Source organism: Kaustia mangrovi, from assembly GCF_015482775.1.
GTDB lineage: Bacteria > Pseudomonadota > Alphaproteobacteria > Rhizobiales > Im1 > Kaustia > Kaustia mangrovi.
This window is the reverse complement of the sequence record NZ_CP058214.1, coordinates 258,046-273,023: the sequence shown is the minus strand read 5'-3', so window position 1 is coordinate 273,023 and position 14,978 is coordinate 258,046. Positions and strand designations below refer to the sequence as shown.

At 68.0% G+C, this 14,978-nt stretch carries 11 protein-coding genes and 1 pseudogene; 10 read left to right on the top strand and 2 right to left on the bottom strand.

Features of this window, described 5'->3' with window-relative positions; genetic code table 11:
* Positions 1–116: 116 nt before the first annotated feature.
* Positions 117–880 (bottom strand): annotated as a pseudogene (gene tpiA, locus HW532_RS01315) (triose-phosphate isomerase).
* Between the two features lie 229 nt (positions 881–1,109).
* Here tpiA and HW532_RS01310 point away from each other — a divergent pair.
* From HW532_RS01310 to lexA, 8 genes are all read left to right on the top strand, one after another.
* Positions 1,110–3,002: a SurA N-terminal domain-containing protein gene (locus tag HW532_RS01310; protein WP_213162706.1), complete on the top strand. Its 1,893-nt coding sequence runs from the start codon at positions 1,110–1,112 to the stop codon at positions 3,000–3,002.
* A gap of 69 nt (positions 3,003–3,071) precedes the next feature.
* Positions 3,072–4,592: an anthranilate synthase component I gene (gene trpE / locus HW532_RS01305; RefSeq protein WP_213162705.1), complete on the top strand. Its 1,521-nt coding sequence runs from the start codon at positions 3,072–3,074 to the stop codon at positions 4,590–4,592.
* Positions 4,593–4,612: 20 nt separating this feature from the next.
* Positions 4,613–5,188, top strand: a complete 576-nt coding sequence (locus tag HW532_RS01300) for an anthranilate synthase component II (protein ID WP_213162704.1) — start codon at positions 4,613–4,615, stop codon at positions 5,186–5,188.
* A gap of 46 nt (positions 5,189–5,234) precedes the next feature.
* Positions 5,235–6,248, top strand: a complete 1,014-nt coding sequence (gene trpD / locus HW532_RS01295) for an anthranilate phosphoribosyltransferase (RefSeq protein ID WP_213162703.1) — start codon at positions 5,235–5,237, stop codon at positions 6,246–6,248.
* A gap of 17 nt (positions 6,249–6,265) precedes the next feature.
* Positions 6,266–7,090 (top strand): indole-3-glycerol phosphate synthase TrpC, encoded by an 825-nt coding sequence (gene trpC / locus HW532_RS01290; protein WP_213162702.1) that lies wholly within the window; start codon positions 6,266–6,268, stop codon positions 7,088–7,090.
* Entirely contained in the window at positions 7,087–7,575 is a 489-nt protein-coding gene (moaC, locus tag HW532_RS01285) for a cyclic pyranopterin monophosphate synthase MoaC (RefSeq protein WP_213162701.1), read from the top strand. The genes trpC and moaC overlap by 4 nt, the downstream gene beginning before the upstream one ends.
* Positions 7,576–7,585: 10 nt before the next feature.
* On the top strand, positions 7,586–8,791 hold the full coding sequence (locus HW532_RS01280; protein ID WP_213162700.1) for a molybdopterin molybdotransferase MoeA: 1,206 nt from the start codon (positions 7,586–7,588) through the stop codon (positions 8,789–8,791).
* 159 nt (positions 8,792–8,950) lie between these two features.
* On the top strand, positions 8,951–9,667 hold the full coding sequence (gene lexA / locus HW532_RS01275) for a transcriptional repressor LexA (protein ID WP_213162699.1): 717 nt from the start codon (positions 8,951–8,953) through the stop codon (positions 9,665–9,667).
* A 33-nt stretch (positions 9,668–9,700) separates the two neighbouring features.
* Here lexA and HW532_RS01270 read toward each other — a convergent pair whose 3' ends face one another.
* Positions 9,701–11,854 carry a ComEC/Rec2 family competence protein gene (locus HW532_RS01270; protein WP_213162698.1) on the bottom strand — a complete coding sequence of 718 codons (2,154 nt, stop codon included), beginning with the start codon at positions 11,852–11,854 and terminating at the stop codon, positions 9,701–9,703.
* Positions 11,855–12,006: 152 nt separating this feature from the next.
* Between HW532_RS01270 and gltX the strand changes: the two genes are divergently transcribed.
* Positions 12,007–13,491, top strand: coding sequence for a glutamate--tRNA ligase (gene gltX, locus HW532_RS01265; RefSeq protein ID WP_425491914.1), 1,485 nt, complete (start codon positions 12,007–12,009; stop codon positions 13,489–13,491).
* 164 nt (positions 13,492–13,655) lie between these two features.
* Positions 13,656–14,945, top strand: coding sequence for a citrate synthase (gltA, locus tag HW532_RS01260; protein ID WP_213164371.1), 1,290 nt, complete (start codon positions 13,656–13,658; stop codon positions 14,943–14,945).
* Positions 14,946–14,978: the final 33 nt, after the last annotated feature.

The following is a 14,978-nucleotide window of genomic DNA, read 5'->3' as shown; positions in this document are numbered from 1 at the left end:
GGCACCGCGCGGGCCAGCGTTTAGCGCGAATTGCGCCCTGTTGCAAACCACCATTTGGCCGAGGCCCCGGCTCGTCTCAAGCCGGCGCGCCGAATTTGCCGGCGCCGGGGCCGCGCTCACGTGCCGTAGACGGCGACGATCCCCAGGAAGTCCTTCGCCTGGAGGCTGGCGCTGCCGACCAGCGCGCCGTCCACATCGGGGGCTGCGAGCAGCGCCTTCGCGTTTCCGGCATTGACCGAGCCGCCATAGAGAATGCGCATCCCTCGCGCATTGTCCGCCCCGAGCCTTCGCGACAGGACCTCGCGCAGGCACCCGTGCACGGAGCCGATATCGTCCACGGTCGGCGTGCGGCCCGTGCCGATGGCCCAGACGGGCTCGTAGGCGATCACGGTATTCGACGGGGTGGCTCCGTCCGGCACAGAGGCGTCGAGCTGTTTCGCCACCACATCGAGGGTGCGGCCCGCATCGTGCTCGTCGAGCGTTTCCCCGATACACACGATGGCTGTCAGCCCGGCCCGGTGGGCGGCGGCGGCCTTGGCGCGCACCGCCGCATCGTCCTCGCCGTGGTCGCTGCGGCGCTCCGAATGGCCGACGATCACCGCGCTCGCGCCGGCATCCCGCAACATCTCCGCGGCGATGTCGCCGGTATGCGCCCCGACGGTTCGGCATGGCAATCCTGCGCGCCGACGGCAATCGGCGCGTCGCCGACCAGTTCGCAAAGCCGCCCGATCAGCGTGGCGGGCGGGCAGATCATGACGTCGCAGGCGAGCCCGACACCGTCCAGCATGGCGACCAGCAGGCGCACCTCCGCAATCGAGGCTGCCGAGCCGTGCATCTTCCAGTTCCCCGCCACCAGGGGTCTGCGTGTCCTGTGAGCCATCTGCTCCCCTCTTTAGAACGAGCCCCTTGCACCCTCGGGCGGGCCCTTATAAGTGCAGTGTGATTAGCAGACTCGCAAAAAGGGTTCTATCACCGCGGCGAGTTCCGCAAAGTTTCGCGAACAGTGCTTGCCGGGGCGATGCGGCGTTTCTATGATGCGCCCCGCGAATTTGCGGTCTGCCGCCAGGGGGCGGCAGCCATCGGGAACGACAGGGAATACGGTCCAGGGCATGCTTACAGCGCTCAGAAGCAAGACAGCCGGATGGGTTGCGAAGTTCTTCGTCGCAATCCTCGCGGCGAGCTTCGCGGTATGGGGCGTGTCCGACGTCTTCACCGGATACCGGTCGGACGTGATCGCGACCGTCGGCGATCACGAGATTCCGGCGGAGACCTTCACGACCACCTTCAACCAGCGCATCCGCGCGGCCTCCCAGCAGACCGGCAAGCTGATCACGCCCGACGAGGCCCGCCAGATGGGGCTCGACCGGCAGGTGCTGGGCCAGCTCGTGCAGCAGGCCGCACTGGAGGAACAGGGCCGCAGGCTCGGCCTTGCCGTTCCCGACGACGCGGTCGCCGAGCGTATCGTCTCCAATCCCTCCTTCCAGAACGCGCAGGGCCAGTTCGACCGGCAGGGCTTCATCCGCCTGCTCCAGGCCAATGGCCTTTCGGAAGCCGGCTATGTCGAGCTGGAACGCGCGCGGCTCCTGCGCGCGAGCGTCGCCAGCGCCGTCGACCGCGAGCTCACGGTCCCGGAGGTTCTCGCAAAGGCTGTCTTCACCCACCGCAACGCCACGCGGTCGGGCCGCTATTTCACTCTTCCCCAGGACGCCGCCGGCGAGGTCGCCGCACCGAGCGAGGAGGATGTGAAGGCCTATTACGACTCCCACAAGCGCGACTTCACCGCGCCGGAGTTCCGCACGCTCGCCCTGCTCAAGCTGCAGCCCTCCGATCTCGTCGACACGGTATCGGTTTCCGACGAGGCGCTGAAATCGGCCTATGAGGCGCGCAAGGAGCAGTTCACGGTACCCGAGAAGCGCCGTGTGCTGCAGATCCCCTTCCCCAGCGAGGAGGAGGCCGCCGCGGCGCGCGAGCGCATTGCCAATGGCGAGGCTTTCACGGCGGTGGCCGAGGAACGCGGCCTGACGGAGACCGACTACGGCCTCGGACTGGTAACGCGCGACGGCATTCCCGACGCGACGCTTGCCGAGGCCGCCTTCGCGCTCGGCAAGGACGAGGTCAGCCAGCCCGTCAAGGGCCGGCTCTCGACCGTTCTCCTGACGGTGACGGAGATCCAGCCCGGCTCGGTCGAGCCGTTCGACGCGGTCCGCGACGATCTGGAAAAGGCCCTCAAGCTCGAGCGCGCCAAGGACGAGATCCTCGACGTGCACGACCGGATCGAAGACGAGCGCGCCAGCGGTGCCACGCTGCACGAGATTGCCCAGAGCGTCGACCTGCCCCTGATCCAGGTCGATGCCATCGACCGTGCCGGAAACGGCCCGGACGGCCAGCCCATACGGAACATTCCCGCCAAGGAGGAAGTCGTCTCGCTCGCCTTCGAAAGCGATGTGGGCGTGGAGAACGACCCCGTGCCGACGCCGGAAGAGGGCTTCGTCTGGGTCGACGTGATCGACGTCGTGCCGGAGACGGTCAAGCCCCTCGATCAGGTGCATGACGAGGCCGTGGAGAAGCTGACGGCCGAGCGCCGCCGCGAACAGCTTCGCGACCGGGCGCAGGCGCTCGCCAAGAGGGCGAACGAGGGGGCGAGCCTCGACGAGCTGGCCGCCGAGATCGGTGCCACCGTCGGCGATATCGGCCCGCTGAACCGGACGGAGACGGCTCCGGGCTTCGGCAGCGCGGCAGTCGCCGCCCTCTTCCGCGGGGCCATCGACAGCGCCACCTCCACCTATGACGAGACGACCGGCTCCTTCCTCGTGATCGAGCCGACACGCGAGGCCGATCCTGCCTATTCCCCCGGCAGCGAGCAGGCCCGGGCGCTCGCGCGCGTCCTGCGCACCAATATCGGCGACGACCTGTTCGGGCAGTACATGCTCGACCTCGAGGACACGCTTGGCGTGGAAATCAACAACGAGCTCTGGCCGCGGCTCAGCGGCCAGCAATCCTGATTTCCGTCCCCACATCGCCATCGTTCAAGTCCGTCGCTTTCCGACGCCTGTTACAACGCGCAGGGTCCCATGATTATTGCACCAGATGCTGAGACCTTCGGCCGTCTCTACGATGAGGGCGTGGCCCAGGTCGTTTGGACGCGCCTCGTCGCCGATCTCGAAACGCCCGTATCGGCGTTCCTCAAACTCGCTCACGAAGAGCCCTACAGCCTGCTTCTGGAATCGGTCGAGGGCGGCGCCGTTCGCGGACGCTATTCGATCATCGGGCTGAAACCGGACATCATCTGGCGCGTCCAGGGCAGCCGCGCGGAGATCAACCGGAAGGCCGCCATCGATCCCGAAGGCCCCTTCGAGCCGCTCGACGGGACGCCACTGGACGCGCTGCGCGAGCTCATCGCCTCCTCCCATATCGACCTGCCGGAGGAACTGCCGCCAATGGCGGCCGGCGTGTTCGGCTATATGGGCTACGACATGGTGCGGCTGATGGAGCGGCTTGGCGAACCCAATCCCGATCCGGTCGATCTGCCGGACGGCATCATGATGCGCCCGACGGTGATGGCGATCTTCGACTCGGTGAAGGACGAGGTGACGCTCGTCGCCCCGGTCTACCCGACCGACGGCTTGCCCGCCGCAACGGCGCACGCCCGGGCGAGCGACCGGCTGAACGACATTCTCGCCGCCTTCGACAAGACGCTCGACCGCGAGCTCCATGCAGAGCCCGACGCCCCGCCCATCGCGCCGCCGGTCTCCAATACGAGCCCGCAGGAATATGCGGAGATGGTTCGCCGCGCGAAGGAGTACATCCTCGCCGGCGACACGTTCCAGGTGGTGCTGAGCCAGCGCTTCGAGACGCCCTTCACGCTCGCGCCCTTCACCCTCTACAGGGCGCTCAGGCGCGTGAACCCCTCCCCGTTCCTCTACTATCTCAATCTCGGCGGCTTCTCCGTCATCGGCTCGAGCCCGGAGATCCTGGTCCGGGTACGCGAGGGCAAGGTGACCATCCGCCCGCTTGCGGGGACCAGACGGCGCGGTGCCACGCCCAGCGAGGACAAGGCGCTGGCCGACGAGCTGCTCGCCGATCCGAAGGAACGGGCGGAGCACCTCATGCTGCTCGATCTCGGGCGCAACGATGTCGGGCGCGTGTCGCGCATCGGCTCCGTCCATGTGGTGGAACAGTTCGCGCTGGAGTTCTACAGCCAGGTCATGCACATCTCCTCCCATGTGGAAGGCGATCTCGACCCGTCCCACGACGCCATCTCCGCGCTGGTCGCGGGCTTTCCGGCGGGCACGGTGTCGGGCGCGCCCAAGGTCCGCGCGATGGAGATCATCGACGAGCTGGAGAAGGAGAAGCGCGGGCCCTATGCGGGCTGCGTCGGCTATTTCTCCGCCAATGGCGACATGGATACCTGCATCGTGCTGCGCACCGCCGTCGTCAAGGACGGGCGCATGTATGTGCAGGCCGGGGCCGGCGTCGTCGCCGATTCCGATCCGGACGCCGAGCAGGCAGAATGCGTGAACAAGGCCAAGGCGCTGTTCCGCGCGGCGGAGGAAGCGGTTCGCTTCGCCGGCGAAAGCAGCCGCGGCCAGTAGCGTGAAGGACTTGGAAAAACATGATCACGCTGATCGATAACTACGACAGCTTTACCTACAATCTCGTCCACTATCTGGGCGAGCTCGGCGCGACCACCCGCGTCTACCGCAATGACCAGGTGAGCGTGGAGGAGGTGCTGGCGGAAGGCCCGCGCGCCATCGTGCTCTCGCCTGGTCCCTGCACGCCGAATGAGGCGGGCATCTGCCTCGACCTCATCGCCGCGGCGGGCTCCTCGCTGCCCATTCTCGGCGTCTGTCTCGGCCATCAGGCGATCGGACAGGTCTATGGCGGCAAGGTGGTGCGTGCGCCGAGCGTCATGCACGGGAAGCTCTCCGCGGTGCATCATGAGGGCCACTCGGTGTTCCGCGATATCGATGACGGGTTCAAGGCGACCCGCTATCATTCCCTGATCGTCGATCGCGCAAGCCTGCCCGATTGCCTGGAGATCACTGCCTGGACAGAGGACGGCATCATCATGGGGCTCGCCCATCGCGACCACGCGGTTCACGGCGTTCAGTTCCATCCCGAAAGCATTGCGTCCGAGCATGGTCACAAGCTATTGAGAAACTTCCTCGATCTCGCCGGCGTCAACTGACCTCGGACGGACTGAGAGGACCGACAGGAGACGGGACCAGAAACCCATGTCCGATCTCAAATCCCTGATCGCCAAGGCCGCCGACGGCGAGGCGCTGTCGCGCGAGGATGCCCGGCGGGCCTTCGACATCATCATGTCGGGCGCGGCGACCCCCTCGCAGATGGGTGGCTTCCTGATGGCACTGCGCGTGCGCGGCGAGACCGTCGACGAGATCGCCGGTGCGGTGGAAATCATGCGCGAGAAGATGACGCCGGTGGACGCCCCCGCCGACGCCATCGACATTGTGGGCACCGGCGGCGATGTGTCCGGGACCTACAACATCTCCACCTGTTCCGCGCTTGTCGCGGCGGCCTGCGGCCTCAAGGTCGCCAAGCATGGCAACCGGGCGCTCTCGTCGAAATCGGGCGCGGCGGATGCGCTCGTCGCACTCGGCGTCAATATCGAGATCGCGCCCGCGAAGATCTCCGAGTGCATCGACCGGGCCAATGTCGGCTTCATGTTCGCGCCGGCCCACCATGCCGCCATGCGCCATGTGGGACCGACGCGCGTGGAGCTCGGCACCCGCACCATCTTCAACGTGCTGGGGCCGCTGTCGAACCCCGCGGGCACGCGCCGGCAGGTCGTGGGCGTCTATGCGCTCCAATGGGTGGAGCCGCTCGCCCATGTGCTCAATACGCTGGGCGCGGAGCGCGTCTGGGTGACCCATGGCTCCGACGGGCTCGACGAGATCACCACGACCGGGCCGACCCATGTGGCGGAGGTGAAGGACGGCAAGGTGACGACCTACGAGGTCACCCCGGAGGATGCCGGCCTGCCGCGCGCCGAGCCCGACGATCTGCGCGGCGGCGACGCGGAGCACAATGCGGCCGCCATCCGTGCCGTGCTCGCCGGCCAGAAGGGCCCCTATCGCGACGTCGTGGCGATGACGACGGCAGCCGCTCTCGTCGTCGCCGACAAGGCGGGCGACCTCAAGGAGGGCGCGGCGATGGCCTGCCAGGCCATCGACAGCGGCGAGGCGGAGGCCGTGCTCGACCGGCTCGTCAAGGTCTCCAACGGATAGGACGGAAGGCGCATGCCATGACGACCATTCTGGACAGGATCGCCGCCTACAAGCGCGAGGAGGTCGCGGCCGCGAAGGCTGAGCGCACCATGTCCGCCCTCGATGCCGATATCCGCGCCTCGGGCGATGCCCCCCGCGGTTTCCGGCGGGCGCTCGAGGCGAAGCAGCGGCAGGGCTACGGCCTCATTGCCGAGATCAAGCGGGCGAGCCCGTCCAAGGGGCTCATCCGCGCCGATTTCGACCCGCCCGCGCTCGCCCGGGCCTATGAGGCGGGCGGGGCGGCCTGCCTTTCCGTGCTCACCGACACGCCGTCCTTCGAGGGCCGGCTCGACTATCTTGCCGCCGCGCGGGCGGCGACCGCCCTGCCCTGCCTGCGCAAGGACTTCATGCTCGACCCCTATCAGGTGGCCGAGGCGCGAGCCTGGGGCGCGGACTGCATCCTCCTCATCATGGCGATGATCGACGACGGGCTCGCCGCCGAGCTCGAGGCCGCCGCGGCCGATTACGGCATGGACGTCCTCGTCGAGGTCCATGACGGTGCGGAACTCGACCGGGCGATGGCCCTCGACTCCCGGCTCGTCGGCATCAACAACCGCGACCTGAGGACCTTCGAGACGACGCTGGAGACGGCGGAGCGCCTTGCCCCGCTCCTGCCGGAGGAGTGTCTCGCCGTCGGCGAGAGCGGCATCTTCGCCTCCGACGACCTCGCCCGGCTGTCGAAGGCGGGCATCCGCTCCTTCCTCGTCGGCGAGAGCCTGATGCGGCAGGACGACGTGGCCGCCGCGACCCGCACCCTTCTCGGCCTGCCGGCGGCGGCCGAACCCCATGGCGAGGCGACATGACCGGCAAGGGCCTGACCCATATCGACGAGCATGGCGAGGCGCGCATGGTGGACGTCTCCGCCAAGGAGGTCACCGAGCGCGTGGCGGTCGCGGGCGCGAGCGTCTGGATGAAGCCGGAGACGCTGCGCATGGTGATCGAGGGCACGGCGAAGAAGGGCGACGTGCTCGGCACGGCGAAGCTTGCCGGCATCATGGCGGCCAAGCGCACCCACGAGCTCATTCCCCTCTGCCACCCGCTCCAGCTCTCCCATATCGACGTGACGCTTCAGCCGGTGGAGGAGGCGTCGCGGATCGATGTGCGCGCGACCTGCAGGCTCGCCGGCCGCACCGGCGTTGAGATGGAGGCGCTGACGGCGGCGTCCGTCGCCTGCCTCACGCTTTACGACATGGTCAAGGCCGTCGACCGCGGCGTGGTGATCGGCGACATCCGGCTCGTGGAGAAGTCCGGCGGCAAATCGGGCCACTACACGGCCCCCGAGGCATGAGGGCGACGCGATGAGCCTGCTCCCCGTCGAGGACGCGCTGGCCCGAATTCTCCAGGCGGTGGAGCCTCTGGGCGTCGAGGAGGTTCCCCTGTCGCACGCTGCCGGCCGCATCCTCGCCGAACCGCTGATCGCGGGCCGCGACCAGCCGCCGGCAGACACCTCGGCGATGGACGGCTATGCGGTTCGCGGCGCGGACGTCGCCACGGCGCCGGCAACACTCCGGCTCATCGGTACGGCGCCTGCGGGACATGGGTTCGACGGTGCGGTCGGACCGGGCGAGGCCGTGCGCATCTTCACTGGCGCGCCACTCCCCGACGGGGCCGACACCATCGTCATCCAGGAGGACACGCGCGCCGAGGGCGACACCGTCACCGTTCAGGAGCCGGCATCCGCCGGGCGTTATGTCCGCCGGGCGGGCCTCGATTTCCGCACGGGGGACACGCTGCTCGAGGCCGGCATGACGCTCAATGCGCGCCGCATCGGCCTTGCCGCGGCGATGAACCGGGCGGTCCTGCCGGTCCGCCGGCGCCCGCGTGTGGCCATCATGCCGACCGGGGACGAGCTCGTCGTGCCCGGCGAGACGCCGCGGGCCGACCAGATCGTCTCGTCCAACAACTACGCGCTCGCGGCGTTCGTGGAACGCTTCGGGGCCGAGGCTCTCGATCTCGGCATCGTGCGCGACGATCTCGACGCGCTTCGTGCCGCCATTGCCCGCGCGCGCGGCTGCGACATCCTCGTGACGCTCGGCGGAGCCTCCGTGGGCGATCACGACCTCGTGCAGCAGGCGCTGGCCGAGGAAGGCCTCGACCTCTCCTTCTGGCGCATCGCCATGCGGCCCGGAAAGCCGCTCATGTACGGTCGCCTCGGCAATCTGCGCGTTCTGGGGCTTCCCGGAAACCCGGTCTCCTCCCTTGTCTGCGGCCGTATCTTCCTCAAGCCTTTGATGGATGCGCTGCTCGGCAGGTCGGCGGAGCACGACCGCCCCCTCCGGGCACGGCTCGGGCGGGACCTCGGCGAGAACGACCGCCGGCAGGACTATCTGCGCGCGACGCTCAAGCCCGGCGACGACGGCTACCCCGTCGCCACGCCCTACGACCGGCAAGACAGCTCCATGCTCGGCATGCTCGCCTCCGCCGACTGTCTCGTCGTGCGCACGCCCTTCGCGAGCCCCGCCCGGGCCGGCGATCTGGTCGATATCGTTCCCCTCGATTTCTGATCCCTCCCGCTCTTTCCGGTCCGCATCCGGCGTATCCCGCTTGCCGAACATAAGCAGAACAGTTATAAATGTTTCAGTTTTGTTCACTTTTGTCCGCGAATCTGTCACGACGATTGTGCAACAGGCTTGGAAACAACATGACTGTGGGCGGATCGATCTATGCTGACACGCAAGCAACATGAACTTCTGATGTTCATTCACCAGCGCCTGAAGGAGACCGGCGTGCCGCCCTCCTTCGAGGAGATGAAGGAGGCGCTGGACCTGCGGTCCAAATCCGGCATTCATCGCCTCATCACGGCACTGGAGGAACGCGGCTTCATCCGCAGGCTCGCCCATCGCGCCCGCGCCCTGGAAATCGTGAAGCTGCCGGAGTCCGTCGGCCAGGGCCTCGCGACAGCGCCGCAGCAGAAGGGCTTCAATCCGAGCGTCATCGAGGGGTCGCTCGGGCGTCGCCCGCAGCAGGCCCGCGACGACGAGGACGGCGACCGGACCGAAACGGCCATCGTTCCCCTGATGGGCCGGATCGCCGCCGGCGTGCCCGCCGAGGCCATACAGGACCATACGAACAACATCTCCGTGCCGCCGGAGCTGCTTGGGCCCGGCGAGCATTTCGCGCTGGAGATCAAGGGCGACTCGATGATCGATGCCGGCATTCTCGACGGCGACACGGTGCTCATCCGCCGCTCCGACGTCGCCCAGAACGGCGATATCGTGGTCGCGCTCGTTGATGACGAGGAAGCCACGCTCAAGAGGCTCAGGCGCAAGGGCGACTCGATCGCGCTGGAGGCGGCCAACCCGGCCTATGAGACACGCATCTTCGGTCCCGACCGCGTCCGCATCCAGGGCAAGCTCATCGGTCTCCTGCGCCGCTACTGAGGCGGGGCCATCGATCATTGTCACCGTCTTCGATTAACGCGGCACCCAGGGACGCAGGCCGCGATGGTCGTTGGCGCGCTCCACGCGCAGGCCCTCCTCCTCCACATAGATCGCATGGGCACCATTGTCGCGCAGCGTCCATATGTCGATGGCGGCCTCGGCGGACGGGCAGTCCCGCCGCAGCTTGAACGTCGTCACCACGATGTCGGCGCGCGCGCACTCCTCGTCGAGGGCGGCGGGATGGGTCACCACGGCAAGCTCCCGGCCCCTCTCAAGTTGCGCGATGCATGCGAAACGGTCGCAGGAAAAGCCCGGACGCCGGGCGGCATCCGCCACCATGGCGGCATCGCCGTCGGCACGCAGCCAGCGCTCCGCACTGTAGCGCCCCGCCCGGGCGGTCATCACGGCGAGCTCGCCCTCGCCGTTGCGGATGGCGACGTTCCGCCCCTCCCGCTCGATCAGCACATCGGGCGGCACGCGGGCGGCGGCGAGGGGAACCGCAAGGAGAACGGCCGCGAGCCCGAGCGCCCTCACCCATCCGCGCCAGAGGCAGAGCCAGAGCATGCCGAAGACGGCAAGCACCAGGGCCAGCCCAGGCGCGGCGGGCACGACGCGCGAGGCACCGTCGAGCGAGGACACCCGATGGGCGACCGCGATCACCGCATCGAGCCCCCATCCCGCAACCCTGAGCGGCCAGACCTCGAGCCCGAACGGCATGAGCAGCAGCGCAAGCAGCAGGCTCGGCATGACGAGGAGGCTGACGAGCGGCAGCGCCGCCGCATTGGCAAGCAGGCTGTAGGCGGCGACCCTCTGGAAATGCCAGGCGGCGACGGGCGCGGTCGCAGCGCCCGCGACGAGCGTCGTCACCACGACACCGGCGGCATAGAGCCCCGTGCCGCGAAGCGCCTGGCGGACCGTCCCGCCCCCATGGTCCCTGTCCCGCCCGTCGCGCCAGTCGCGCACGGCCTCGTAGAAGGCGACGAGACCGGCGACGGCCATGAACGACATCTGGAAGCTCGCCGACAGGACGCTTTCCGGCTGGACGAGGAGGATCACCAGCGCGGCGAACGCGACATTGCGCATGGTGATCGCCGTGCGGTCGAGGAGGATGGCGGCGAACATGATCACCACCATGATGAAGGCGCGCTGCGTGGCGATGCCGGCGCCGGAAAGCGCCAGATAGACGGCCGCCGCCGCGAGCGCCGTCCCGGCCGCCCACTTCTTGATCGGCCATGCGCCGGCAAGCGCCGGGCTCAACGCGAGAAGCGCACGCACGCCCCAGAACACCCCGCCGGCGACCAGCATCATATGGAGCCCGGAAATGGCGAGCAGATGGGCAAGCCCGGAGATGCGCAGATCCTCCACCACGTCGTCGGGCAGGTCCGCCCGCTCGCCCGTCATGAGCGCCACGGCGAAGGTTCCCGCCCGTCCCGGCAGGACGGCATAGACGCGCTCGGCGATGGCGATCCGCGCGCGTGCCAGCCACGCCGCGAACCGGGCGGAAAGCCCCGCAGACGGTCCCGCGATCCGTTCGGGCGCGCCATAGGAGAACCCCGTCGCGCCGAGCCCGTCGAACCACGCGGCGCGCGCGAAATCGTACGCTCCCGGCATGACCGGCTCCGGCGGCGGCAGCAAGCGGGCCCGCACGCGGATATGATCGCCCGGAAGACTGCCCGTCTCCGCTCCCCTCACCGTCAGCCGCACGATGTCCGGCCGCGCGCCCTTGCGGATGCCCTCGATGCCGGCGACCGCGACGGTGAGGCGCTGGGCGCTGCCTTCGCGCCCCTCCACGCGCTCGACGCGGCCGGTCAGCGTCACCGATGCGGGCGCAGAGAGCATCCGCGTCGACACCGTCTCGGTGCGGACCTTGGCGACCACGGCGCCGAACAGGGCAAACGCCACGATGAGAGACAGCGACACCTGCCCCTTGCGCGCCGCGAGCGCCGTCAGCCAAAGGGCCGCGACCGCGAGCACGGCGACAGCCTCCCAGGGCGGTTCGCGCGGCAGGGCGAAATAGGCGACGATGCCGCCCGCAAACGCCACAGGCAGCCAAAGGCCCCAGCGCTCGCCCTGTGCACGCAGTGCGGCCAGGAACCGCGCGAGCGGTCCGCCGGACGGTGCGTCCTGCGCAGACGCCTCCGGTCTTGCCGGCCCCGGCCGGTCCCAGATATCGGCTCGCCAAGCCAAGACGCCCCCTGCCCCGCCTGGATTGTTTGCCCCCAACGGCCGCCCCGGCGCAACAAGACCTGACAAATCGCCGGGCCGTGTGCTAGAGAAAAGCCGCCTTGCGCGGCCATCCTAACCCTGCATAACCCAGAAAGCATCAGGCTCGGTGCATCATGACTTCGCCCGTCGTTACGCGTTTCGCCCCCTCGCCCACCGGCTACCTGCATATTGGCGGTGCCCGGACGGCCCTGTTCAACTGGCTCTATGCCCGCGCCAAGGGCGGGCGGATGCTGCTGCGCATCGAGGATACCGACCGGGAGCGCTCCACGCCGGATGCCATCGAGAAGATCTTCGAGGGGCTCACTTGGCTCGGCATCTCCTGGGACGGCGATCCCGTCTTCCAGTCGGAGCGCAGCGAGCGCCATCGCGAGGCCGTCGACGGGCTTCTGGAGAAGGGCCTCGCCTATCGTTGCTATGCCACGCAGGAGGAGCTCGCGGAAATGCGCGAGACGGCGCGCGCGGAAGGCCGTCCGCCGCGCTATGACGGGCGCTGGCGCGACCGCGACCCGTCCGAGGCGCCGGCCGGCGTGCCGCCCGTCATCCGCATCAAGGCGCCGCAGACCGGCGAGACCGTGATCGAGGACCATGTGCAGGGCCGGGTCGCCTTCTCCAACAGCGAGCTCGACGATCTCGTTCTCCTGCGCAGCGACGGCTCGCCCACCTACATGCTCTCCGTGGTGGTGGACGATCACGATATGGGCGTCACCCATGCGATCCGCGGCGACGATCACCTGACCAATGCCGCCCGCCAGACGCTGATCTACGATGCGCTTGGCTGGACGGCGCCGGAATTCGCCCATATTCCGCTCATCCACGGGCCGGACGGCGCCAAGCTGTCGAAGCGCCATGGCGCGCTCGGCGTGGAGTCCTATCGCGACATGGGCTACCTGCCCGAGGCGATGCGCAACTATCTCGTCCGGCTCGGCTGGAGCCATGGCGACGACGAGATCTTCTCCACCGAGCAGATGATCTCCTGGTTCGATCTCGACGCCATCGGCCGCAGCCCCGCGCGCTTCGACTTCGCGAAGCTGGAGAACCTCAACGGCCATTACATCCGCAACAAGGACGATGCCGCGCTGGTGGAGGACTTCATCGCCTTCCTGCCCCGCAGCCCCGAGGGCGCAGCATGGGCCGCGAAGGTGGACGACGCGGTGCGCTCGCAGCTTCTCCAGGCCATGCCGGGCCTGAAGGAGCGCGCCAAGACGCTCCTGGAGCTCGTCGGGAGCGCGGGCTTCCTGTTCGCCGAGCGGCCCCTTCCGCTCGACGAGAAGGCGGCGAAGATCCTCGATGACGATGCCCGCGCGATCCTCGCCAGGCTGGTCCCCGAACTCGAGGCCGCGAGCTCCTGGACGGTGGACGAGCTCGAGGCCATCGTGCGACGCTTTGTCGAGGCGGAAAGCCTGAAGCTCGGCAAGGTCGCCCAGCCGTTGAGGGCCGCCCTGACGGGGTCCGGCGTATCCCGGGGATTTTCGATGTCCTGGCCGTGCTCGGGCGCGACGAGGCGCTGGCGAGGCTTCGCGATCAGGCGGCCTGACTGCCTATATTTTGGGCATTTTCACGTTCTGGCGGCACTTGCGGCAAGCGTTGTTATGGGGTAGCCAAAGGGATAACTTATACATAGTCCCTCACAGAGTGTCGCTCACGCGCCTTGCGCCGCCTGCCGGGCCATTCCCGCATCCGACGATGGGAGTTGTCCTCTCCGGCACGCGACGGGGATAACAACAGAGAGGCCTCGAGCATGAATGAGCACGCGACCAAAACCATGACGAAATCGGCCACGCTGAACCTGGACGGCGAGAGCTACGAGCTTCCCGTCTACGAGGGCTCGGTGGGACCCGATGTCGTCGACATCTCCTCGCTATACGGCACGACCGGCCGCTTCACCTACGATCCCGGCTTCACGTCGACGGCGAGCTGCGAATCGCAGATCACCTATATCGACGGCGACGAGGGCGTTCTGCTCTATCGCGGCTATCCGATCGACCAGCTCGCCGAGAATGGCGACTTCATCGAGACTTGCTATCTGCTGCTCTATGGCGAGCTGCCGACGGCTGCGCAGCGCCGCGAGTTCGAGACGGCGATCACCTATCACACCATGATCCACGAGCAGATGAGCAAGTTCTTCACCGGCTTCCGCCGGGATGCTCATCCCATGGCCGTGATGGTCGGCGTGGCCGGCGCCATGTCGGCCTTTTATCACGACTCCACCGACATCAACGATCCCGAGCAGCGCGAGATCGCGAGCCGGCGGATGATCGCCAAGATGCCGACGATCGCCGCGATGGCCTACAAGTACCATGTGGGCCAGCCCTTCATCTATCCGCGCAACGACCTCGACTACGCCTCGAACTTCCTGCATATGTGCTTTGCGGTGCCGTGCGAGGACTACAAGGTCAATCCGGTGCTCGCGCGCGCCATGGACCGGATCTTCATCCTGCATGCCGATCACGAGCAGAACGCGTCGACCTCGACCGTCCGGCTCGCCGGCTCCTCGGGCGCCAATCCGTTCGCCTGCATCGCCGCCGGCATCGCCTGCCTGTGGGGCCCCGCCCATGGCGGCGCCAACGAGGCCGCGCTCAACATGCTGGAGGAGATCGGCACCCCGGAGAACATCCCCCACTTCATCGACCGCGCGAAGGACAAGAACGATCCCTTCCGCCTGATGGGCTTCGGCCACCGGGTCTACAAGAACTACGATCCGCGCGCCAAGATCATGCAGAAGACGGCGCATGAGGTGCTCGACGAACTCGGCATCAAGGACCATCCGCTGTTCGACGTCGCCCGCGAGCTGGAGCAGATCGCACTCCACGACGAGTATTTCGTCGAGAAGCGGCTCTACCCGAATATCGACTTCTATTCGGGCATCACGCTGAAGGCGCTGGGCTTCCCCACCTCCATGTTCACCGTGCTGTTCGCGCTGGCCCGCACCGTCGGCTGGATCGCCCAGTGGAAGGAGATGGTGGAGGACCCCAAGCAGAAGATCGGCCGTCCCCGCCAGCTCTATACCGGCGAGACGGAGCGCGGCTACGTGCCGGCCGACAAGCGCGGCTGACCTCAGAACGACCCTTTCCGGTCCGGCCCTTCC